This window comes from Streptomyces sp. XH2 (assembly GCF_049725035.1).
Taxonomy (GTDB): domain Bacteria; phylum Actinomycetota; class Actinomycetes; order Streptomycetales; family Streptomycetaceae; genus Streptomyces; species Streptomyces roseoverticillatus.
Genome location: NZ_JBMMMZ010000001.1, coordinates 274,663 through 296,219 on the forward strand (window position 1 = coordinate 274,663; position 21,557 = coordinate 296,219).

A 21,557-nucleotide genomic window follows, 5' to 3' on the forward strand; every position below is an offset into this window, starting at 1 on the left:
GTTACAACCCGGGGGGCCCATCAACCCCCGGCGGGGGGTAAGATGGGCAACGCCCCTTTTCTCTGTGTTCCTTCACTTCCAGGTGACCTCCGCGACGGCGGCGCGGGGCGTGGGCGGGCCCTGGGGACCGTAGCCGAAGCGGATGAGGAACTGCGCATGTCCCGGCCGGCCGCGCAGCAGGGCACCGCGCAGGTCCGGCCACTCCAGGGCCTGGTAAAGGGCGGAGGTCCGCACGCCGTGCGCGGTGGCCAGGAGCAGTACGCGTTCCAGGGCCTGTCCGGCGCGCAGCCAGTCCGCCGGCCGGTCGTGGCCGGTGCACACCAAGGCCAGCTGTGCGTGGCGCTCGAAGGGCAGGGCGGGGACGGGCCGGGTGCGCGAGGCGCCGGTGAAGTCCCGCAGCGGCATGCGCTCCCGGGCGTCCCGCGGGCCCAGGGCGGTGACGGGGATCCCGTACGGTCCGGTGCCCGGGGGAACGATCCAGGACCGGCTCTCACGGGTGCGCGCCTCGTCGAGGTGGTTGCGCCGCTCGGCCTCCGCCGTCACGGCGAGCAGCCGGCGGGTGCCCACGATGTCCGGCAGGTACAGCCCGGCCCCTTCGGCCCGCGCGCCGGAGGCCATTTCGGCCACGATCGCTTCCGGCACGGGCCGGCCGGTGAAGGGCAGCCGGCTGCTGCGCCGCTGTGCGATGGCGTCGTACAGCCGCGGGTGGCGGGAGCGGTCCGCGGGCCCGGGGTGCAGGGCGACCGTGGCCAGCAGCCCGGGGTCGCAGGGATCCGGCAGCAGTTCCACCACCGGCTCCCAGCCCGCCTCGGCCGCGGCCACCCGCAGGTTGAACACCGCTGCGCCGATGGCCAGATGCTGCGCCCGCCGCCTCGGGTCCGAGAGGGGGGTGGCCCGGCCGGCGACGGTCCGGATCCCGATGGTGCGGGAGGCGGGGTCCGTACGGAACCGCCACGGCTGGGAGTTGTGCATCGACGGCGCGGCGGCAGCCGCGGCCACCAGGGTTTCGAGGGCGTGCGCGCCGACTTCCGGTGCGGACATCGGATCCGTCCTTTCTCCTGGTCCCCTCCGTACGGGGCCGGTTCTTGTGCACGTCCCAGCCTGGGCCGCGAACGGCCGGCGTGTGCACGGGCCAGGGGTCCCTCGTGGCCGGAATCAGGCCCTTTCCAGCGGTGCGGCCGGAGCGCGGGCAGGGGCCATTGGTCCCTGCCGCCGGGCAGGCAGGGGACCTGTTCAAGCCGGGACCAGTGGGCCTGCGTTGAGGTCCAGTGGCAGCCGAGGGCGGTGGTGTCGACGTGACACGGTTGCGTTGTTCGACCGGAAGCCCGGAACACCGGGCCACCGGCTCCCGGAGAGCGGCCCGTTCCCGGCCCATGGCCGGCAGATCGCCGCTCCCGTCTCTGGAGAGTCATGAACTTCCACGTTGATTCCGAAACCGGCCGGCTGCGGCGGGTCATCCTCCACCGCCCGGACCTGGAACTGAAGCGTCTCACCCCCACGAACAAGGACGAGTTGCTCTTCGACGACGTGCTGTGGGTCAAGCGCGCCCGGGAAGAGCACGACGCGTTCGCCGACGCCCTGCGGGACCGCGGGGTGACCGTGCACTACCTGACGGACCTGCTCACCGAGGCCCTCTCCCGGCCCGCCGCCCGCGCTCTGGTGCACGACCGGGTCTTCGACGAGCGGGAGTTCGGCCCCCTGGCCACCGACCGCATGCGGGCCGCCTTCGACGCGATGGCCCCGGCCGAGCTCGCACGGAACCTCATCGGCGGCGTGACCAAGCGCGAGCTGATGAGCCGCCTCGGCACCGTCTCCAGCGTCCGCCTGCACACCATGGCCCCCGACGACTTCGTCCTGGCGCCGCTGCCCAACCACCTCTTCACCCGCGACACCTCCTGCTGGGTGTACGACGGCGTGAGCGTCAACCCGATGAAGAAGAGCGCCCGCCGGCGCGAGACCGTGCACTTCGAGGCGGTCTACGAGCACCACCCGCTCTTCGAGAAGCAGGAGTTCCAGCGGTGGTCCGGCGGCCAGACCGACCACCCGTCCACCATCGAGGGGGGCGACGTCCTGGTCATCGGCAACGGGGCGGTCCTGGTCGGGATGAGCGAGCGCACCACCCCGCAGGCCGTCGAGCAGCTGGCGCTGCGGATGTTCGCGGCCGGCTCCGCCCGCCGGGTGGTGGCCCTGGAGATGCCGAAGAAGCGCAGCTTCATGCACCTCGACACCGTGATGACCATGGTCAGCGGCGACACCTTCACCCAGTACGCCGGTCTGGGCATGCTCCCCTCGGTCACCATCGAGCCGGGCGGGGAGGGCGAGAAGCTCCGCATCACCGACCACGCCCCGCAGGAGATGCACCACGCGATCGCCGACGCCCTGGGCCTGTCCTCGATCCACGTCCTCACCGCGACCCAGGACGTCCACTCCGCCGAGCGGGAGCAGTGGGACGACGGTTGCAACGTCCTGGCCGTCGAGCCGGGCGTCGTCGTCGCCTACGAACGCAACGTCACCACCAACACGCACCTGCGCCGCAGCGGCATCGAGGTCATCACCATCCGCGGCAGCGAGCTCGGCCGCGGTCGCGGCGGCCCGCGCTGCATGAGCTGCCCCGTCGAGCGCGACGCCGTCTGATCCACCCACCCCTACCCCGAAGGAGACACCGGCCATGGCTCTCAACCTCCGTCACCGCAGCTTCCTCAAGGAACTCGACTGCACCCCCGCGGAGTTCCGCTTCCTGCTGGACCTGTCCGCCCGGCTGAAGGCCGCCCGGTACGCGGGCACCGAACAGCAGCGGCTGCGCGGGAAGAACATCGCCCTCATCTTCGAGAAGACCTCCACCCGCACCCGCTGCGCCTTCGAGACGGCCGCGCACCAGCAGGGCGCCCGGGTCACCTACCTCGAGCCCAGCGGGTCGCAGATCGGCCACAAGGAATCCATCAAGGACACCGCCCGCGTCCTCGGGCGCTTCTACGACGGCATCGAGTACCGCGGCAGCAGCCAGAGCGTCGTCGAGGAACTCGCCGACTTCTCCGGCGTCCCGGTGTGGAACGGCCTCACCGACGCATGGCACCCCACCCAGTCCCTCGCCGACGCGCTGACCATGTGGGAGAACACCGACAAGCCGTTGCACGAGATCTCCTTCGCCTATCTCGGCGACGCCCGCAACAACGTCGGCAACTCGCTGCTGATCACCGGCGCGATGCTCGGCATGGACGTGCGCATGGTCGGCCCGAAGAGCCTGCGCAACGCACCCGACGTGGTCAAGGAGGCGCTGCGCACCGCCGAGTCCACCGGCGCCCGGATCACCCTCACCGAGGACGTGGCGCAGGGCGTGGCGGGAGCGGACTTCCTCTACACCGACGTGTGGGTGTCGATGGGCGAGCCCAAGGAGATATGGGACGAGCGCGTCGCGCTCCTCAAGCCCTACCAGGTGACCATGGACGTGCTCAGGGCGACGGGCAACCCCCGCGTGAAGTTCCTGCACTGCCTGCCCGCCTTCCACGACGACGGGACCACCGTGGGCGCCGAGGTCCTGGCCCGCACCGGGATGACGGCCCTGGAGGTCACCGACGAGGTCTTCGAGTCCTCGCACTCCGTCGTCTTCGACCAGGCGGAGAACCGGCTGCACACCATCAAGGCCGTCCTCGTCGCCACCCTCGGCGACTGACGCCCCCTCACCCACCACTCCACAGGAGAAGCCATGCGCGTCGTCGTCGCGCTCGGAGGGAACGCCCTGCTGCGCAGGGGAGACCGGCCGGACGCAGCCGTGCAGCTCGCCAACGTCAGGGCGGCCGTGGCCGCCCTGGCCCCCCTCGCCCACCGGCACGAGCTGGTGATCACCCACGGGAACGGGCCCCAGGTCGGCCTGCTCGCCCTCCAGAGCGCCGCCGATCGCAGCCTCAGCTCCCCGTACCCCTTCGACGTCCTGGGCGCCGAGACCCAGGGCATGATCGGCTACTGGCTGCTGCAGTCGCTGCAGAACGCCCTTCCCGGCCGGCAGGTGTGCGCCCTGCTCAACCAGACCCTCGTCTCCAGCGCCGACCCGGCCTTCGACAGCCCCACCAAGTTCGTGGGGCCCGTGTACGGCAAGGAGATGGCCGAGCGGCTGGCGGCCGAGCGCGGGTGGACCGTACGGCAGGACGGCGGCCACTGGCGCCGGGTCGTACCGTCGCCGGACCCGCAGCGCGTCGTCGAGACCCGGCTCATCCGGCTGCTGCTGTCCTCCGGCGCGGTCGCCGTGTGCGCCGGAGGCGGTGGCGTCCCGGTCATCCGTGACGAAGCCGGGCAGCTCACCGGGGTCGAGGCCGTGGTGGACAAGGACCTCACCGCGGCCCTGCTCGCCGAGGCCCTCGACGCCGACGCACTGCTCCTGCTCACCGACGTGCCGCAGGTCATGCGCGGCTGGGGCACGCCGGAGGCCGAACCCATCGGGCACACCACGCCCGGGCGGTTGCGGGCCGAGGACTTCCCGGCGGGGTCCATGGGCCCGAAGGTGGAGGCGGTGTGCCGGTTCGTCGAGCTCACCGGCGGCATGGCCGCCATCGGCTCGCTCGCCGACGCCGGAGCCCTCCTCGACGGCACCGCCGGAACGGTGGTCACCCCCGCTGGGCGCCCGCTGGAACCGGTCGCCGGTGAAGGGCTGGTGCGGTCATGAGCACCGGCACCACGCCACGCACCGCCCCGGGGCCGCAGGGCGCCCCGGAGCAGGACGACGGTTCCCGCAGAAGGAAGCTGCACTTCCCGTCCGCCTTCACCGTGCTCGTCGCCGTCACCGTCATCGTCTGGGGCCTGACCTTCGTCGTGCCGGCCGGGCGCTACGACACCAAGGACGGTGCTCCGGTTCCGGACACCTACCATGCGGTCGACCTCACCACGGGGTTCGCGGGCCGGCTCAAGGACCTCTTCCTCGCCCCCGTCAACGGCCTGTACGGCGTCACGAACGCGGATTCCGCCCTGACCGCGCCCGGCGGTGACGGAGCGTTCTTCGGAGCGGCGGGGGTGTTCCTCTTCGTCCTGGCCGTCGGCGCCTTCATCACCGTCACCCTGCGGTCCGGCGCCCTCACCTCCGGGGTCGCCCGGCTGGCCGAGCGGCTGCGCGGGCACCGGACGCTGCTGCTGGTCGTCCTGACGGCGCTGTTCTCCCTGGGCGGGACCACCTACGGCATGGCCGAGGAGACACTCGGCTTCTACGGCCTGATGGTGCCGCTCGTCCTGAAGCTGGGCTACGACCGGATGGTCGGCGCCACCGTGATCATGGTGGGCGCCGGGGTGGGCACCCTCGCCTCCACGGTGAACCCGTTCGCCACCGGCGTGGCGTCCGACAGCGCCGGCATCGGCACCGGCGACGGCATCGTCCTGCGCCTGCTGATGTGGGTCGCCCTCACCGCGCTGGCCGCCTGGTACCTGGTGCGCTACGCGAACCGCGTCCGGAAGGACCCCGGGCGCTCACTGGTGGAGGAGCTGCCCGAGGACGAGGAACTGCGGCGGCAGGAGGCGGCGGCCGGACCGCTGACCGTACGGCAGCGGGTCGTGCTGGCCCTGTTCGCGGCGACCTTCCTCTTCATGATCTTCGCGGTGATTCCCTGGGCCGACCTCGGGATCGGCTTCCTGCCCACCCTGGGCTGGTACTTCCCGGAGCTGGCCGCGCTGTTCATCGTGGCGGCCGTGGCGGTCGGCCTCCTGGCCGGCCTGGGCGAGAAGGGCACGGCGGAGGCCGTGGTGGCGGGTGCCGGGGACTTCATCGGGGCAGCCGTGATCATCATGCTGGCTCGCGGCGTCACGGTCATCATGAACAACGCCAGCGTGACGGACACCGTCCTCCACGCACTGCACAGCGTCGTCTCGGGCACGTCCTCGGGGTTCTTCGCGGTGCTGATGTTCCTGGTCAACCTGCCGCTGGCGTTCTTCGTGCCGTCGTCCTCGGGCCACGCGGCCCTGGCGATGCCCATCCTCGCGCCGCTCGCCGACTTCGCCGGGGTGAGCCGGTCCGTGGTGGTCACCGCCTACCAGTCGGCATCGGGGTGGATCAACCTGATCACCCCCACGTCGGCCGTGGTGATGGGCGGCCTCGCCCTGGCGAAGGTCCGCTACGACCGGTACCTGCGGTTCGTGGCCCCGCTCATGGGCATGCTGCTGGTCGCGGTCACGGGCTTCATGGTCCTCGGAGCGGCCCTCGGATGAAGGCCGCGCGGCCTGTGGGGCCCGGCTCCGGCCGGGCCCCACAGGCATGCCGAGGACGGCATCCGCCCCCGCCCCCGGGACCGAAGTGCCAGGATGGGGCCTGTACGCGGGGTTCATGGGGCCGTTAGGCCCTGTCCGAACGACCCCGGTCCGGGGCACGCTGCACGACGGGACCTGTCGGGGATGACCCGGCGGAACGAGTGTGATGGAGAGTGTTGGCAATGCCGGACAGTGCCACGGAGCAGGCGAAGACGACCAGGGTCTTCCTGCTCGACGACCACGAAGTGGTGCGACGCGGGGTCCACGACCTGCTGGACGCCGAACCCGGCCTGACGGTGGTCGGCGAGGCGGGCACCGCGGAACAGGCCCTGGCCCGGATCCCGGCGCTGCGCCCGGACGTGGCGGTGCTGGACGTGCGGCTGCCCGACGGAGACGGCGTGGCGGTCTGCCGGGAGCTGCGCTCCCGCATGCCCGGGCTCGCCTGCCTGATGCTGACCTCCTTCGACGACGAGGAAGCCCTGCTCGACGCCATCATGGCCGGAGCGGCCGGCTACGTCCTCAAGCAGATCAGCGGCACCGACCTGGTCACGGCGGTCCGCACGGTGGCCTCCGGACAGTCGATGCTCGACCCCGGAGCCGCGACCCGGCTGATGGCCCGTCTGCGAGGCGAGGAGACGGGCAAGCAGCAGCCGCAGGCCCTGGCGGGCCTGACCGACCGCGAACGCGAGATCCTCGGCCTCATCGGCGAGGGGCTGACCAACCGTCAGATCGGTCAGAAGCTGTATCTGGCGGAGAAGACGGTCAAGAACCACATCTCCCGGCTGCTGGCCAAGCTGGGGGTCGAACGGCGCGTACAGGCCGCCGTGATCGCCACCGAGGCGCTGGCCACCGAACATCAGCAGCCCCAGCGCCCCGGGCACGGGGCCCAGGGCTGACACCGCCGCCGCCGGGCCTACGGACGGCCCAGCGGCGCCGTCCACACCAGGCGGCTGCCGCCCTCGGGGGGAGACTGGATCTCCAGGCCGCCGCCGACCGACTCGGCCCGTTCGGCGAGGTTGCGCAGCCCGCTGCGGCGCCCGCCCCCGGGGATGCCGACGCCGTCGTCGGCCACGGTCAGCAGCACCCGGTCGGCCGTGGCCTGCAGTCCCACCTCCACTCGTGTGGCGCGGGCGTGCCGGGCGACGTTGCTCAGGGCCTCGACGAGCACCGCGACGACGTGGTCGGCCACTTGCGCGGGCACGTCGGTGTCCAGCAGCCCCTCCATGCTCAGGCGTGGCGGGAAACCGAGGTGAGCGGCGGCCTCGCCCACGGCGCGGGCGGCGCGGGCGCGCAGCAGCGGGCTGGGCTCGGAGTCCTTGGCCCGCAGCCCGAAGATGGTCGAGCGGATGATTTTGATGGTGTCGTCCAGATCGCCCACGGCTCGCGTGACGCGTTCGGCGGCGCCGGAGTGGTCGATGAACCGGGCGGCGCTCTGCAGGGTCATGCCCGTGGCGAAGAGCCGCTGGATCGCCAGGTCGTGCAGATCGCGGGCGATGCGGTCGCGGTCCTCCAGCAGCGCCAGCTGCTCGGCGTCCCGCCGCCGGTCGGCCAGCTCCAGCGCGAGGGCCGCCTGCCCGGCGAAGACCTCCAGCGGCCGGATCTCGTCCTCGGTGAACGCCGGCCGGTCGGCGGTGCGGGCCAGCAGCAGCACGCCCCGCGCCGCCCCGGCACCCGTACCCAGCGGCACCGCGACCGCCGGCCCCAAGCCCTCGAAGCACCTGGGACCGGAAGCGAACCGTGCGTCACCCACGAGATCGGCGGTGACCGCCGGGGCTCGCGAGCCGTAGGCCTGCCCCGACAGGGTGCCCGCCACCGGGGCCACGAGCCCGGCGCGCTCCTCGGTTCCCATCCCGATCGCCAGCTCGACCTGGAGTTCCGTGTCCGACACGGGCACGCAGATGTCCGCCAGCACCGCCCCGGTGATCTCCCGGGCCCGGACGGCGATCAGTTCCAGAACGTCCTGGCGCGCCGTGCCCGACAACAGGCTGTTGGTGATTTCCCCGGCGACCTGAAGCCACTGGTGCTGCCGCTGGGACGCCTCGTACAGGCGGGCGTTGTCGATGGCCACGCCGGCGGCGACGGACAGCGTCGTGAGGACCGCCTCGTCCTCGGCGTCGAACTCCGCTCCGCCGCGCTTGTCGGTGAGGTAGAGATTGCCGAAGACCTCCTCGCGCACCCGGATGGGCACACCCAGGAACGTGTGCATCGGCGGATGATGGGCGGGAAAGCCGTAGGAGGCGTGGTGCGTGCCGAGGTCCTTCAGGCGCAGCGGCTCGGGCTTGCGGATCAGCTCCCCGAGGATGCCGTGGCCGGAAGGGAACGGGCCGATCTCGTCGATCTCCTCCTGCGAGAGGCCCACGGTCAGGAACTGCGACAGGGTGCGGCCGTCCGGGCCGATCACGCCCAGCGCCGCGTACTGCGCGTCCACCAGCACGGCCGCCGCCTCGACGATGCTCCGCAGCACATGCGTGAGATCCAGCTCCCGCCCCACGGACAGCACCGCCTCCAGCAGGCTGTGCACCCGGTCCCGGGTGCCGCGTGCGTCGTCGATCCGCGCCTGCAGCTCGTCCAGCAGCTCATCCAGGCGCAGCCGCGGCATGCGCGACTCCTTCTCGTCCCCGTCCACCGGCACCCTCCTCATGCGTCGCGGGGCCGGGAGGCCCTGCAAGGACTCACGGTAACCGTCCTTGCAGGCGTACCGGGAACGGGTGCGCGAAGCCGAGGGGACGGCCGGGCCCCGCGTCCCCGGGGACGCTTATCCGTCGCAGGGGACGAGGCGCATGGCGGTGATCTCCTCCGGGTGGATGCGCACCGTGAAGTCCATGGTCCGGTCCACCCACGGGCGCAGCGCGGCCCGGTAGCGGGCGAGGTCCGCGGGGTCGGTGACCACGCGGGCGTAGCCGGTGACCACCACGCTCCAGCCCAGGTGCGTCACGGGGTCGATGACGTCGGCCTCGTAGGCCACGACGACGCCGAGGTCCGCCTCCTGGGTGTACGAGACCAGGGCCGCGGCCTCGTGGGTGCGGATGACGATGTCCTCGCCGTCCATGACGTGGTTGACCGGCCGGATGGCCGGCAGCGCGCGCCGGGTGAAGACGACCCTGCCGAAGGAGACGCTGCCGAGGAGACGCAGCGCCTCGAACCGGTCCAGGCCGACCGTGCGCCGCGGCCCGGCGGAATCCGGGGCGGCCCGGTCCCGGGGGCGGTCCTCGGAGGCCCGCCGGTCGGTATCGCTGCTCACGCGGCACCTCCGTTCTCGTGTTCGCGCCGCTGTCATTCGACAGTTCGACAGTAGGTGATCGTCGATCGCCTCCGCCTAGGGCCGATCGGCCCTTATCGCGGGGCCACCGGGGCACTGTGCGGACAAGGCCGCGCCCGCGGACCCACGGCACACTCCCGTGGGTCCACCCGCAGACCGTGACCGGCTTCCGCTTCGCTCACAGCGCCGAGCGTCCCTTCCGGATCCGTGCGTCACGCGTGAGCTCACAGCGCGCGGGTACCGGCGAGCCTCCCGGCGGCCGGGCCCATGTCCTCGGGGATGAGAAAGCGGGTCAGCACCACCTTCCCGCAGCCGTGCGCGGAGTGTTCCACACTGAGTGAGCCGCTGTAGGCAGCTGCCAGGTCGGCGACGGTCCGCAGGCCGTCACCCATCGCTTCCGGGGACAGGTCGGGCAGGCGGGGGTCCTGGTCGGTCACACCGATCACCAGCTGACCCGCTCCCACGGCGATGGTGACATCGGCGGTCGGGGAACGATCGGCGGCATGGCGGACAGCGTTGGCGACCAGTTCGCTCACCACCAGCAGGACGGCGCCGGCGAAGACGGAGTTCGCGGGGATCGCCTGCTCCGAGAGGGCCGCGGCGGTGTCGCGCCGTGTCTGCCGCACGGCCTCCGGGACCAGCGGCAGGGTCAGGATGCGCCGCCACACGGGCGAGGGTTCGCTTCCGTGCGCGGCTGAGGGCGCTTGCCTGAGACGCCGCTTCACCCCGCCTCCCCCGGCTCGGCCCCCAGCGCACCCCTGGCGCGGCTCACCCGCATGCGCGCCGCTTCGACGAACCCGTCCACTGGACCTCCGGACAACTGCCTCGATCATCATCGAAACTCATGGATTGAAGAACTCTTCAATTCTGGAGCTCTTTCGGCCGCACCGTTAGGGCCTGACGGCCCCTCGGCGGCCCCTCGGCGGCCCGTCGGACCCGGTCCAGGTGGCCGGCGGAGTACTGCGGCGGTACGGATCCGGGCCGGTCGGCCCCGGGCGAAAGGGCCGATCGGCCACGGCCCGCCACCGGGCGGGGAGAGCACACTAGGGCACGGCCGTTCGAAGGCCGTCGTGCAGGTCTCCGACCGGCGTCCGCCCGGTCCTGTCCCCCTCATCACCCACCCGGGCGGACCTGGTGCACGACGCCTTCGCCCGGTCCCGCCGTTCGTCCGCCAGGGCTTCCCTGACCCCCTGGCGGACGGACGTGGCGCCACGTCCCGGTGTTCCCGGGGAGACCCCCAAGAAGAGGAAGTGTCATGCGCATCCTGGTCGGGTACGCCACCGCACACGGATCGACCCGCACGGTCGCGGAACGCATCGCCGGCGTCCTGGCACGCCACGGGCATGCCCCCGACGTCGAGTCGCTCGACGAGGCGGGGCCTCCCGTGGGTTACGACGCGGCCGTCCTCGGCAGCGCGGTGCACAACGGGCGGTGGCTGCCGACGGGTTCGGACTTCATACGCCGGCACGGCACCCTGCTGGCGTCGCACCCGGTGTGGCTGTACAGCGTCGGCTCGCAGGGCGAGCGGAGCGGAGCCTTCGGCGCCGCCGCCGCACAACGCATACGGGTGGCCCGGGAACAACAGCGGTCGGGCGAGCTGAGGCAGTTGCGGAATGCGGTTCACCCACGGGATCACCACGATTTCGCGGGGGTGGTGACCGCCGAGCACCTGCCGCTCGCGGGCCGGCTCGCCGTGAGGGCGATGGGCGGGCACTTCGGCGACCACCGCGACTGGACGGAAATCGACGACTGGGCCGAGTCCGTGGCACGCGCGCTCACGTCCGGAGGCGGGGGCGGTTCCGGCGGAGAGGAGCACCCCTCACTCGGGTGACGCCTCCCGCGGCCGGGACCTGTGGTCCCGGTCCGCCCGGAAGCTCCGGGGACCGTCCGGCCCCGTGAGGAGGCCTTTGGCCCCACGCGTCACAGCAGCGTCCTCTCGCAAGCTGTGAGCAATCGAGGAAGCCGTTTCCCTGGCTCCCAGGCCCCCGGCCATAGTTTCGTAGGAGTACCCATGCTTTCCCCTGAGTCGGCCTCGGTGATCCGGGCCACGCTTCCCGCCGTGGGCGGCGCCCTGGACGAGATCACCACCCGCTTCTACGCGACCATGTTCGCCGAGCATCCCGAACTGCTCGACGGCATGTTCAACCGCGGCAACCAGGCCAGTGGTCACCAGCGCCGTGCGCTGGCCGGCTCGATCGCCGCGTTCGCGGGAGCGCTGCTGGCCGACCCCCGCACCCGCCCGGACGTGCTCCTCGGCCGCATCGCCCACAAGCACGCGGCGGTCGGCGTCACCGACGACCAGTACACGATCGTGCACAAGTACCTCTTCGCCGCCATCGCCGACGTCCTCGGCGACGCCGTCACGCCCGAGGTGGCGGCGGCCTGGGACGAGGTGTACTGGCTCATGGCCGGCGCCCTGATCGCCCAGGAGACCAAGCTCTACCTCGAGGCCCAGGTGCGGCCGGATCACCCCTGGCGCCGCTGGACCGTCGTCGAGCGCCGCGACGAGACCTCCGAGGCGGCGTCCTTCCTGCTGCGTCCGGCCGACGGTGCCCCGGCGCCGCGGGCCCGGGCGGGACAGTACGTGAGCGTGCGCGTACGCATGCCCGACGGGGTGCACCAGCTGCGCCAGTACAGCATCTCCTCGGCTCCCGGGGACGAGACGCGGCGGATCACCGTCAAGCGGGTCCGGGGCGAGGGTCTTCCCGACGGCGAAGTCTCCGACCTCCTGCTGGACTCCGTGCGGGCGGGCGACGAGCTCACCCTCTCGGCCCCCTTCGGCGACGTCGTGCTGGACGAGAGCGACCGGCCGCTGCTGCTGGTCTCGGCCGGCATCGGCTGCACCCCCATGGTGGGCATGCTCGAACACCTCGCGGCCACCGGCTCCACCCGCCCCGTCCTCGTCCTGCACGCCGACCGCTCGCCCGCCGACCACGCCCTGCGCGCCGACACCCACCGGCTGGTCGACGCCCTGCCGACAGCCCGCTCCCTGTTCTGGTACGAGCACGCCGGTGCCGAGGAGCCGACGGCTCTGGACGGCTTCATGAGTCTCGACGACATCGATGTGCCGAAGGACGCGAGCGTCTACCTGTGCGGCCCGCTGCCCTTCATGCGTGCGGTACGCGAGGAGTTGCTGCGGGCCGGGGTGCCGGCGCGCGACATCACGTACGAGGTCTTCGGCCCCGACCTGTGGCTGGCGGACGCCACCGGGTGAAGGTCCCGCACGCGGAGGGGGGAACGGCAACGCCGCCGTTCCCCCCTCCGCGCCTTCCGCCGTCAGTGGTGCGCGGCCTCGTCAAGGGCGAAGCGGATGAACTCCCCTTCGCGCCACCGGCCGGTGCCGAACCACCAGCCCGCACGGACGGTGCGCGGCAACGTGAAACCGCCGAAGCGGCTCTCCCCCTCGAAGACGGCGCCGAAGGGGTGTTCCCCGTACCCGTGCCTGTCAGGATTCCCCCACCGGAGCATGGCGACCGACTCGAGGCGTCCGGAGGGTGACACGCGCATGGTGACAGCGAACTCCTCCTGCCCGATGCGGACGTGCGCCACCGCCTGCCGGTCGTCGACCGGCTCCCAGCACACGGCCGGCCCCAGCGCCACCGGCGGCACCAGGGGGAACTCACAGGCCAGGCGGCCGGCCGCACTGCGGGTGACGTCGGGGCCGGAGCCCGACATGACGGGCACCGCGCGCAACAGCCGCCACCGCATCTCCCCGGTACCCCCGCTGTAGCGGTCGAAGCCGCTGACGGGCAATCCCCCGAGGCGCGCCCCGGCCGCCCAGACCAGCCCCCGCGGCGGCGCGAGAACCTGGTGGGCGCGGAAGCGCCGCCAGGTGCCCATCCGGATCTCGCCGTGCGTGACCAGCACAACCGTTTGCAGCAAAGGCGCACCCGGAGCGACAGCGTGGGCCAGCCACCTCCTCACGGGCGACGGCAGGCCGTCGGTCATGTGCGGGGCGAACCGGGCCGGCGACACCGTGGGGGCGGCCAGGGCGGCCCACTCCCTCCGCACCCGCCGGGGCGGTGCGGGTACGGCCGGCCGCGCGGCCGGGGTGCCGGTCCCGGTGGACGCGCCGGCCCGTATCGCGCGGCTGTTGTCGGACGGAACGTATCCGGTCATCACGGCCTCCCCGGGCCCGGCTCCGGCCGCCGGGCCGACGACATCCGACACTGGCCGTCTTGCGCAGCCGGCGCCAGGGCCGAACGGCACCGGGAAGCGACCGCCGCTTCGGGAACCGCGGCGCCCTTCGCCCGAGGCCCGTTCGGTCCCCTGCGGGACCGGCGTCCGTCGGCCCCCGCGGGACCTTCGCCCCCGTGACTCCTTCTCCCCAGGGATCCGACGGTAGGAGGAGCGCGCTGAGCCGTACGGATTCCCTCTCGCGGAGGCCCACCATGACATCGCACCGCACGTCCCACCGACACCGCCCCATGCGGCGCGACTGCGACCGGTACCAGGGCCGGCTCTGCGCCTGTCTGCTGCTCCTTCTCGCCCTTGCCCTGGCCGTCGTCCCCTACCTGGTGGGCAGGATCACCTACGCCGCCACGATGCGCACGGCAGTGGCGCAGTCGGCCTCCCGGCACCAGGTCACCGCGCACTCGGCCGGCGAGGTGCAGGGGACCTCGTCCGCGTTCGGCAACCAGTGGGCACCGGTCCGCTGGACCGACGGCCGGGGCGTCTCCCACCTCGGTTTCACCGACGTTCCCGGCGACACCCCGAAGGGCGGAACGGTCCAGGTGTGGGTGGACCGTGAAAACAAGATCGTCAAGCCTCCGGCGACCCGTCAGGAAGCCCTGGCCACCGGTTGTTTCACGGGCACCGCGGCGGCCATGGCGCTGCTGCTCGTCTTCTTCGGTGCCCGGGGCGGGCTCATCGCTGCGATCGACCGCAAACGGTACGAGCAGTGGGCCGCCGAGTGGCAAGTCGTGGAACCGCTCTGGTCGAAGCGACTGCCCACGTGACGGCCCCGGTCATGACGCCCGTCCCGCAGGGCTGCCCCTCACCCCCGAGCCTCCCTCGCACCTCTCGCCGCCGTGCTCGCGGAAGGCCGAAGGTCCCCGTCCGCTCCGGGACCAGCGGGCCCGGCGGCAGCGGGCAGAGGGGCCGGTCGGTGGGGCTCTGTGCGCCTCAGGTCCCTGGCTCGTCACCACCGGCGGCGACGAGGATCGGACAGCGGGACGCCCCGCGGAACCGACCCGCGAGCGGCGTCGCGAACGATCGGAGGCAGAGATGACCATGGTGACCGAGTGCGCGGCCGACGCCCCCGCCGGCGCCTGGCGCGGGTTCGCCGGGCTGGGCTGGCGGGAGCGGGTCGACGTGAGGGACTTCATCCAGTCCAACCTCACCCCGTACGAGGGGGACGCCTCCTTCCTCGCGGGCCCGACCGAGCGGACGCGCGCCGTGTGGGGCAGCGTCACCGCGCTGTTCCCGGAGGAACGGCGCAAGGGAGTCCTCGACGTCGACGCCTCGACGCCTTCCACCATCACCTCGCACCGGCCCGGTTACATCGACCGCGACCGCGAGCTGATCGTCGGTCTCCAGACCGACGCCCCGCTGCGGCGCGCGATCATGCCCAACGGAGGCCTGCGCATGGTGGAGAACAGCCTGCGCGCCTACGGCTACGAGCCCGACCCGTTCGTCACCGAGGTCTTCGGCACGTACCGCAAGACCCACAACGACGGGGTCTTCGACGCCTACACCCCCGCCATGCGCCGGGCCCGCAAGGCGGGCATCATCACCGGCCTCCCGGACGCCTACGGGCGCGGACGCATCATCGGGGACTACCGCCGGGTGGCGCTGTACGGAGTGGACCGGCTGATCGAGGCCAAGCGGGCCGAGCGGGCCCGGCTCGACGAGGTCCCCTCGGACGACGCCGTGATCCGCGACCGCGAGGAACTCGCCGAACAACTGCGGGCCCTGGAGGAGCTCACGCGCATGGCGGCCGGCTACGGCTGCGACGTCTCCCGGCCCGCCGCCACCGCCCATGAGGCCGTGCAGTGGCTGTACCTGGGCTATCTGGCGGCGGTCAAGGAGCAGAACGGCGCGGCCATGTCCCTGGGCCGCACGTCGACGTTCCTCGACGTGTACCTCGAGCGGGACCTGGCGGAGGGCCGCATCGACGAGACGCGCGCCCAGGAGCTGATCGACGATTTCGTCATCAAGCTGCGGATCGTGCGCTTCCTGCGCACTCCCGAGTACGACGAACTGTTCTCCGGCGATCCCACCTGGGTGACGGAGTCGATCGGAGGCATCGGGACCGACGGCAGGCCGCTGGTCACCCGCACCTCCTTCCGCTTCCTGCGCACCCTCTACAACCTCGGCCCGGCCCCCGAGCCGAACCTGACCGTTCTGTGGTCGCCGGCGCTGCCCGGGGGCTTCAAGCGCTACTGCGCCCAGGTCTCCATCGACACCAGCTCCATCCAGTACGAGTCCGACGACCTGATGCGGCCGCGCACGGGCGACGACACCGCCATCGCCTGCTGCGTGTCGGCCATGACGGTGGGCCGGCAGATGCAGTTCTTCGGCGCCCGGGTCAACCTCGCCAAGGCGCTGCTGTACGCGATCAACGGTGGCCGGGACGAGATGACCGGCGAGCAGATCGCCCCGGTCTCCGCACCGCTGACCGGCGAGTACCTGGATTACGAGCAGCTGCGCGCGGCCTACGACCGGATGCTGGACTGGCTCGCGGGGACGTACGTCAACACGCTCAACGTCATCCACTTCATGCACGACAAGTACGCGTACGAGCGGCTGGAGATGGCCCTGCACGACTATCCCGTGCGGCGCACCATGGCCTGCGGCGTCGCCGGCCTGTCGGTGGCGGCCGACAGCCTCTCGGCCGTGAAGCACGCCCGGGTGAGGGTGATCCGCGACGCCACGGGCCTTGCCGTCGACTACGAGACCGAAGGCGGCTATCCGTCCTACGGCAACGACGACGACCGCGCGGACGCCATCGCCTCGGACCTCGTCACCTCGTTCATGGCCAAGATCCGCCGGCATCCCACCTACCGCGGTGCCGAGCACACCCAGTCGGTGCTGACCATCACCTCCAACGTGGTCTACGGCAAGCACACCGGCAACACCCCCGACGGGCGGCGCGCGGGAGCTCCCTTCGCGCCCGGCGCCAACCCCATGAACGGCCGCGACCGGCACGGCATGGCGGCCTCCGCCCTCTCGGTCGCCAAGCTGCCCTACGACCAGGCCCTCGACGGGATCTCGCTGACGTCCACCATCACTCCGCAGGGGCTCGGCCGGGGCCGCGAGGACCAGGTGACCAACCTGGTCGGCCTGCTGGACGGCTACACGGCCTCCGGCGGCTTCCACATGAACGTCAACGTCCTCGACCGGACCGTCCTCGAGGACGCCATGGAACACCCGGAGAAGTACCCGGACCTGACCATCCGCGTCTCCGGCTACGCGGTGAACTTCGTCCGGCTCACCAAGGAGCAGCAGCGCGACGTCATCAGCCGCACCTTCCACGGAGCGGCGTGAACGCCGCGGAGCAGACGTGGTGCCCGGGCCGGGCGGCCTCCGGCCGGCCGGCGGGCCGGGTCCACTCCTGGGACCTGTCGACGGGGGTCGACGGTCCCGGGACCCGGTTCGTGCTGTTCACCAGCGGCTGTCCCCTGCGCTGTCTGTACTGCCAGAACCCCGACACGTGGCACATGCGCGACGGGCGGGCCGTCGGCGTCGAGGAGGTCATGGCCCGGATCGAGTCGTGCCGGCCGTTCCTGGCGGCCTCCGGTGGCGGGGTGACGATCAGCGGCGGCGAGCCGCTGCTGCAGCCGGTGTTCACCGGCGAGGTGCTGCGCCGCTGCAAGGAGCTCGGCCTGCACACGGCCCTGGACACCTCGGGCCGTCTCGGTGCGCGGGCCGACGACGCGCTGCTCGGCGCCACCGATCTGGTGCTGCTCGACATCAAGTCCTTCGACAGCCGCGCCTACCGCCGGCTGACCGGCGGTGCGCTGGCGCCCACGCTCCGCTTCGCCCACCGCCTCGACGCGCTGGGCAAGCGGGTGTGGGTGCGCTACGTCCTCGTACCGGGCTGGACGGACGGAGAGGCGGACGTGGAGGGGCTGGCGGCCTTCGTGGCGGGCCTGGATTGCGTGGAGCGCGTGGACGTGCTGCCGTTCCACAAGCTCGGCGCGGTCAAGTACGAGGCGCTGGGCCTGCCCTTTCCCCTGCGGGACACCCCCACTCCGGACGCGGCGCTCGTGCAGCGGGTACGGGAGCAGTTCCGGGCGCACGGGCTGCGCGCGGACTGACTCCACGCCGGGCTCCACGCCGGGACGGTACCGGGCCGCCGCCGGTTCTCGCGTCGCCGGACCGCCGCCGGCGGGGCGCGGCAGGCGTCCCGCTCAGCCCGCCGGCTCGCGCTCCGCGGGCGGTTCCTGGCCGGTTGCCCTCCCGTCGTGGCCGGTGCGCAGCCGGGTGACCACGCCGGTGACACCGTCCACCCGCCAGGTCTGGCGCACGGCTCCTGGAATGTCGGCGGTGGCCGGCACCCGGCCGTCGAGCATGACGACCCCGTCGCGGACCTCGACGCGCACGGCCCCCTCGGCAGCCCGCACCGTACGGGGCAGCACCCGGTCCTCGATGTCCGCGCGGATCGCGGCGTCGGTCCGCAGGAAGAGGCGCAGCAGGTCGCCGCGGGTGACGATGCCGATGAGCCGGTCCTCCTCGTCCACGACGGGCAGCCGGTTGACGCCGTGCCGGTCCATGACGCGGGCGGCGTCGACCGCCCGCTGTTCGGGGTGCACGGTGATCGCGGGGCTGGACATCAGCTCCGCCGCCGTGCCCCGGCGCGCCCCGGCGTTCCCCCGGGTCTTCCGCAGGTCCTTCTCGGAAACCACCCCCACGACCTTGTCGTCCCCGTCGAGCACCGGCACGCCGCTGACGCGGCGCCGGCGCAGCAGCCGTACGAGGCCCTCGAAGGATGTTCCGGGGCGGGCGCGAGCCACACGGGATGTCATGAGCTCGCCGACGGTCAGCATCAGCATGGGAAGGTCCCTCCTCTCTCGCCGGTCCCTTCAGGACGCGTTCGCCGGCCGCCGCGGATCCGGGCGGCACTGATCCCCTCCAGCCTGCCCCGCCGTTCGCTTCCGCACAGGGGCCGACCGGTCCCGCAGCAAGCCCCTTCCCGGAACGGGGCCGGTCGGCCCGCCGGGCCCGCCGGACCGCGGACCACCGGGCCCTTGCCGAGGACGTTCGGACCCTCGGTGCGGTGCGGGCCGTGGGCAAGGCTGTGGAGTGCGAGCGGCGCCCGTGGGAGTGCCGCCCGGTAAGGCCGCCGGTATCCCGGCCGCGCACTGACCACGACGGAGTCCTTCCATGAACCGACACGACGCCGGACCCCGAACCGCCACCGCCGACGCGCCCTCCGACACCGCCGTAGCGGTGGACCGGCTGGTCACGAACGGGCTGAAGGCGCTCGACGACTACGCTTCCCTGACCCAGGAACAGGTCGACCACATCGTCGCCAAGGCATCGGTGGCCGCGCTCGACCAGCACACCCACCTGGCGCGGCTGGCGGTGGAGGAAACCGGCCGCGGGGTGTTCGAGGACAAGGCGGCGAAGAACATGTTCGCCTGCGAGCACGTGACGGACAGCATGTCCCGGATGCGGACGGTCGGGGTGATCTCCCGGGACGACACCGACGGCATGGTCGAGATCGCCGAACCCGTCGGCGTCGTCTGCGCGATCACACCCGTCACCAACCCCACGTCCACCACCGTCTTCAAGGCGCTGCTGGCCCTCAAGACCCGTAACCCGGTGGTCTTCGCCTTCCACCCCACCGCCCAGCAGTGCAGCGCCGAGGCGGCGCGCATCGTCCGCGACGCGGCCGTCGCGGCCGGGGCGCCGGAGCACTGCGTCCAGTGGATCGAGACGCCGTCGATGGAGGCCACAGGGCTGCTGATGCGCCACAAGGGCGTCGCGCTGATCCTCGCCACCGGCGGCAACAGCATGGTCAAGGCCGCCTACTCGGCGGGCAAGCCGGCCATCGGCGTCGGCGCCGGGAACGTCCCCGCGTACGTGCACCACAGCGCCGACGTGCGGCGGGCGGTCAACGACCTGGTGCTGTCGAAGTCCTTCGACAACGGCATGATCTGCGCCTCGGAACAGGCGGTCATCCTGGACACCGAGATCTACGAGCAGGCGATCGGGGAGTTCCGCCGGCTGCACGCCCATCTGGCCGGCGCCGAGGAGAAGCGGCTGCTGGAGGAGTTCCTGTTCCCGGCCGGCCCCTCCGCCGGAGGTGCGCCGAGGGTGAACCCCGCGGTCGTGGGGCGCAGTCCCGCGTGGATCGCGGAGCAGGCGGGCTTCACCGTGCCGCCGGAGACGTCCGTCATCCTCGTCGAGGCCGGGCTCGTGGGTTCCGCCGAGCCGCTGACCCGGGAGAAGCTCTGCCCCGTGCTGACCGTGCTGCGGGCCGCGACACGGGAGGAGGGGTTCGGCTTCGCGGCCGACTTGGTCGCCTTCCACGGCCAGGGGCACAGCGCGGTCGTCCACACCGGCGACCGGGCCGTCGCCGAGGAGTTCGGGCACCGGATGCAGACCGTGCGCGTCATCGTCAACGCGCCCGCGTCGCAGGGGGCGATCGGCGGCATCTACAACTCCCTGACGCCCTCGCTGACGCTGGGGTGCGGCTCCTGGGGGCACACCTCGGTCTCCGACAACGTCTCGGCCGTCAACCTGCTCAACGTCAAGCGCGTCAGTTCGCGCCGCAACAACCTGCAGTGGTTCAAGGTCCCGCCGAAGATCTACTTCGAGCCGCAGGCCATCCGCTACCTGGCCTCGATGGCCGGCGTCCGGCGGGTCACCGTCGTGACCGACGCGACGATGACCCGCCTGGGCTACGTCGACCGGGTCACCAAGGTCCTGCGGCACCGCGCGGAACCGGTGACCCTCCAGATCATCGACAACGTCGAACCGGAGCCCAGCATCGACTCGGTGCGCCACGGCGCCCGCCTCATGCGGGAATTCCGTCCCGACACCATCATCGCGCTGGGGGGCGGCTCCCCGATGGACGCCGCCAAGGTGATGTGGCTGCTGTACGAGCAGCCCGACGTCGACTTCTCCGACATGCGCCAGAAGTTCTCCGACATCCGCAAGCGTGCCTTCCGCTTCCCCGAGCTCGGCAAGCGGGCCCGGCTGGTGTGCATCCCGACGACCTCCGGCACCGGAGCGGAGGTCACCCCCTTCGCCGTGATCTCCGACCCCGCCACCGGCCGCAAGTACCCGCTGGCCGACTACGCGCTGACACCGAGCGTGGCCATCGTCGACCCGCTGCTGACCGAGGACCTGCCCCCGGCCCTGGCCGCGGACAGCGGCTTCGACGCGCTCACCCACGCCACCGAGGCGTATGTCTCGGTCTACGCCAACGACTTCACCGACGGCCTTGCCCTGCACGCGATCAAGCTGGTCTTCGAGAACCTGGAGGCGGCCGTCACCGACCGCGCCGCGCAGCCCGTGGCCCGGGAGAAGGTGCACAACGCGAGCACGATCGCCGGCATGGCCTTCGGCAACGCCTTCCTCGGCATCGTCCACGCCATGGCCCACACCCTGGGCGCGACCTTCCACGTCGCCCACGGGCGGACGAACGCGATCCTGCTGCCGCACGTCATCCGCTACAACGGCACCGTCCCCACGAAGCTGACCGGCTGGCCGAAGTACGAGAGCTACCGGGCCCCGGAGCGCTTCCAGGAGATCGCCCGTTCCCTGGGACTGCCGGCCGCCACCCCCGAGGAGGGGGTCGCCTCCTACGCCGCGGCCGTGGAGCGCCTGCGGGAGGCGGTGGGCATCGAACCCTCCTTCCAGGCGCTGGGCATCGACGAGGGTGTCTTCCTCGACGCCCTCCCCCGGCAGGCGCTCAACGCCTTCGAGGACCAGTGCGCTCCCGCCAACCCGCGCATGCCGATGCTCGACGACATGCAGGACATCATGCGCGCCGCCTACTACGGGCGCGGCACGGTCCGGCCGGCGGCCGGCTGAACCCACGGGCGGGTCACAAGGGCGTTGCCCAAGGCGTTGCCCCGCGCCCCCCCCGGGGGGGGGGGGGGGGGCCCCCCCGCCGCGGGGC

Annotated in this window: 17 protein-coding genes; 11 read left to right on the plus strand and 6 right to left on the minus strand. The window is 72.4% G+C overall.

What is annotated here, in order from left to right:
* Positions 1-72: 72 nt before the first annotated feature.
* Positions 73-1,041 (minus strand): Acg family FMN-binding oxidoreductase, encoded by a 969-nt coding sequence (locus ACOTKD_RS01220; RefSeq protein ID WP_424886913.1) that lies wholly within the window; start codon positions 1,039-1,041, stop codon positions 73-75.
* Between the two features lie 369 nt (positions 1,042-1,410).
* Here ACOTKD_RS01220 and ACOTKD_RS01225 point away from each other — a divergent pair, with 369 nt between their 5' ends.
* From ACOTKD_RS01225 to ACOTKD_RS01245, 5 genes are all read left to right on the plus strand, one after another.
* A complete protein-coding gene (locus tag ACOTKD_RS01225) occupies positions 1,411-2,634 on the plus strand; it encodes an arginine deiminase (protein WP_424886914.1) in 1,224 nt (407 codons plus the stop codon).
* A 34-nt stretch (positions 2,635-2,668) separates the two neighbouring features.
* Entirely contained in the window at positions 2,669-3,670 is a 1,002-nt protein-coding gene (gene argF, locus ACOTKD_RS01230) for an ornithine carbamoyltransferase (protein ID WP_424886915.1), read from the plus strand.
* A gap of 33 nt (positions 3,671-3,703) precedes the next feature.
* On the plus strand, positions 3,704-4,657 hold the full coding sequence (locus ACOTKD_RS01235) for a carbamate kinase (protein ID WP_424886916.1): 954 nt from the start codon (positions 3,704-3,706) through the stop codon (positions 4,655-4,657).
* Positions 4,654-6,183 carry a YfcC family protein gene (locus tag ACOTKD_RS01240; protein WP_424886917.1) on the plus strand — a complete coding sequence of 510 codons (1,530 nt, stop codon included), beginning with the start codon at positions 4,654-4,656 and terminating at the stop codon, positions 6,181-6,183. The genes ACOTKD_RS01235 and ACOTKD_RS01240 overlap by 4 nt, the downstream gene beginning before the upstream one ends.
* A gap of 221 nt (positions 6,184-6,404) precedes the next feature.
* Positions 6,405-7,118: a response regulator gene (locus ACOTKD_RS01245; protein WP_424886918.1), complete on the plus strand. Its 714-nt coding sequence runs from the start codon at positions 6,405-6,407 to the stop codon at positions 7,116-7,118.
* A 17-nt stretch (positions 7,119-7,135) separates the two neighbouring features.
* Here ACOTKD_RS01245 and ACOTKD_RS01250 read toward each other — a convergent pair whose 3' ends face one another.
* The 3 genes from ACOTKD_RS01250 to ACOTKD_RS01260 form a co-directional block, all read right to left on the minus strand.
* Positions 7,136-8,821 (minus strand): GAF domain-containing protein, encoded by a 1,686-nt coding sequence (locus tag ACOTKD_RS01250; protein ID WP_424887355.1) that lies wholly within the window; start codon positions 8,819-8,821, stop codon positions 7,136-7,138.
* Positions 8,822-8,977: 156 nt separating this feature from the next.
* The gene (locus ACOTKD_RS01255) at positions 8,978-9,463 is read right to left on the minus strand and encodes a pyridoxamine 5'-phosphate oxidase family protein (RefSeq protein ID WP_424886919.1); all 486 of its coding nucleotides are present in this window, start codon (positions 9,461-9,463) and stop codon (positions 8,978-8,980) included.
* A 242-nt stretch (positions 9,464-9,705) separates the two neighbouring features.
* A complete protein-coding gene (locus tag ACOTKD_RS01260) occupies positions 9,706-10,149 on the minus strand; it encodes an ATP-binding protein (RefSeq protein WP_424886920.1) in 444 nt (147 codons plus the stop codon).
* A 587-nt stretch (positions 10,150-10,736) separates the two neighbouring features.
* Between ACOTKD_RS01260 and ACOTKD_RS01265 the strand changes: the two genes are divergently transcribed.
* Together ACOTKD_RS01265 and ACOTKD_RS01270 are read left to right on the plus strand one after the other, a co-directional pair.
* Positions 10,737-11,312, plus strand: a complete 576-nt coding sequence (locus ACOTKD_RS01265; RefSeq protein WP_424886921.1) for a flavodoxin domain-containing protein — start codon at positions 10,737-10,739, stop codon at positions 11,310-11,312.
* Between the two features lie 180 nt (positions 11,313-11,492).
* Entirely contained in the window at positions 11,493-12,695 is a 1,203-nt protein-coding gene (locus tag ACOTKD_RS01270) for a globin domain-containing protein (protein ID WP_424886922.1), read from the plus strand.
* A 62-nt stretch (positions 12,696-12,757) separates the two neighbouring features.
* On the opposite strand, the gene ACOTKD_RS01275 is transcribed toward ACOTKD_RS01270, so the two are convergent.
* Positions 12,758-13,600, minus strand: coding sequence for a DUF6544 family protein (locus ACOTKD_RS01275; RefSeq protein WP_424886923.1), 843 nt, complete (start codon positions 13,598-13,600; stop codon positions 12,758-12,760).
* 272 nt (positions 13,601-13,872) lie between these two features.
* Here ACOTKD_RS01275 and ACOTKD_RS01280 point away from each other — a divergent pair, with 272 nt between their 5' ends.
* The 3 genes from ACOTKD_RS01280 (at position 13,873) to pflA (ending at position 17,742) form a co-directional block, all read left to right on the plus strand.
* Entirely contained in the window at positions 13,873-14,439 is a 567-nt protein-coding gene (locus ACOTKD_RS01280; protein ID WP_424886924.1) for an Rv1733c family protein, read from the plus strand.
* A gap of 268 nt (positions 14,440-14,707) precedes the next feature.
* Complete coding sequence (gene pflB / locus ACOTKD_RS01285; protein WP_424886925.1) at positions 14,708-16,969, plus strand: formate C-acetyltransferase; 2,262 nt, start codon at positions 14,708-14,710, stop codon at positions 16,967-16,969.
* Positions 16,966-17,742, plus strand: a complete 777-nt coding sequence (gene pflA / locus ACOTKD_RS01290; protein WP_424886926.1) for a pyruvate formate-lyase-activating protein — start codon at positions 16,966-16,968, stop codon at positions 17,740-17,742. The genes pflB and pflA overlap by 4 nt, the downstream gene beginning before the upstream one ends.
* Positions 17,743-17,835: 93 nt before the next feature.
* On the opposite strand, the gene ACOTKD_RS01295 is transcribed toward pflA, so the two are convergent.
* On the minus strand, positions 17,836-18,477 hold the full coding sequence (locus tag ACOTKD_RS01295) for a CBS domain-containing protein (protein ID WP_424886927.1): 642 nt from the start codon (positions 18,475-18,477) through the stop codon (positions 17,836-17,838).
* Between the two features lie 331 nt (positions 18,478-18,808).
* Here ACOTKD_RS01295 and adhE point away from each other — a divergent pair, with 331 nt between their 5' ends.
* A complete protein-coding gene (gene adhE / locus ACOTKD_RS01300; protein WP_424886928.1) occupies positions 18,809-21,469 on the plus strand; it encodes a bifunctional acetaldehyde-CoA/alcohol dehydrogenase in 2,661 nt (886 codons plus the stop codon).
* The last annotated feature ends 88 nt before the right edge of the window (positions 21,470-21,557 follow it).

What these genes read in the sequence shown, in the direction of transcription:
- ACOTKD_RS01220 (WP_424886913.1), bottom strand. Translation starts at nt 1,041, where the DNA reads ATGTCCGCACCGGAAGTCGGCGCGCACGCCCTCGAAACCCTGGTGGCC.
- ACOTKD_RS01225 (WP_424886914.1), top strand. Translation starts at nt 1,411, where the DNA reads ATGAACTTCCACGTTGATTCCGAAACCGGCCGGCTGCGGCGGGTCATC.
- argF (WP_424886915.1), top strand. Translation starts at nt 2,669, where the DNA reads ATGGCTCTCAACCTCCGTCACCGCAGCTTCCTCAAGGAACTCGACTGC.
- ACOTKD_RS01235 (WP_424886916.1), top strand. Translation starts at nt 3,704, where the DNA reads ATGCGCGTCGTCGTCGCGCTCGGAGGGAACGCCCTGCTGCGCAGGGGA.
- ACOTKD_RS01240 (WP_424886917.1), top strand. Translation starts at nt 4,654, where the DNA reads ATGAGCACCGGCACCACGCCACGCACCGCCCCGGGGCCGCAGGGCGCC.
- ACOTKD_RS01245 (WP_424886918.1), top strand. Translation starts at nt 6,405, where the DNA reads ATGCCGGACAGTGCCACGGAGCAGGCGAAGACGACCAGGGTCTTCCTG.
- ACOTKD_RS01250 (WP_424887355.1), bottom strand. Translation starts at nt 8,821, where the DNA reads ATGCCGCGGCTGCGCCTGGATGAGCTGCTGGACGAGCTGCAGGCGCGG.
- ACOTKD_RS01265 (WP_424886921.1), top strand. Translation starts at nt 10,737, where the DNA reads ATGCGCATCCTGGTCGGGTACGCCACCGCACACGGATCGACCCGCACG.
- ACOTKD_RS01270 (WP_424886922.1), top strand. Translation starts at nt 11,493, where the DNA reads ATGCTTTCCCCTGAGTCGGCCTCGGTGATCCGGGCCACGCTTCCCGCC.
- ACOTKD_RS01275 (WP_424886923.1), bottom strand. Translation starts at nt 13,600, where the DNA reads ATGACCGGATACGTTCCGTCCGACAACAGCCGCGCGATACGGGCCGGC.
- ACOTKD_RS01280 (WP_424886924.1), top strand. Translation starts at nt 13,873, where the DNA reads ATGACATCGCACCGCACGTCCCACCGACACCGCCCCATGCGGCGCGAC.
- pflB (WP_424886925.1), top strand. Translation starts at nt 14,708, where the DNA reads ATGACCATGGTGACCGAGTGCGCGGCCGACGCCCCCGCCGGCGCCTGG.
- ACOTKD_RS01295 (WP_424886927.1), bottom strand. Translation starts at nt 18,477, where the DNA reads ATGCTGATGCTGACCGTCGGCGAGCTCATGACATCCCGTGTGGCTCGC.
- adhE (WP_424886928.1), top strand. Translation starts at nt 18,809, where the DNA reads ATGAACCGACACGACGCCGGACCCCGAACCGCCACCGCCGACGCGCCC.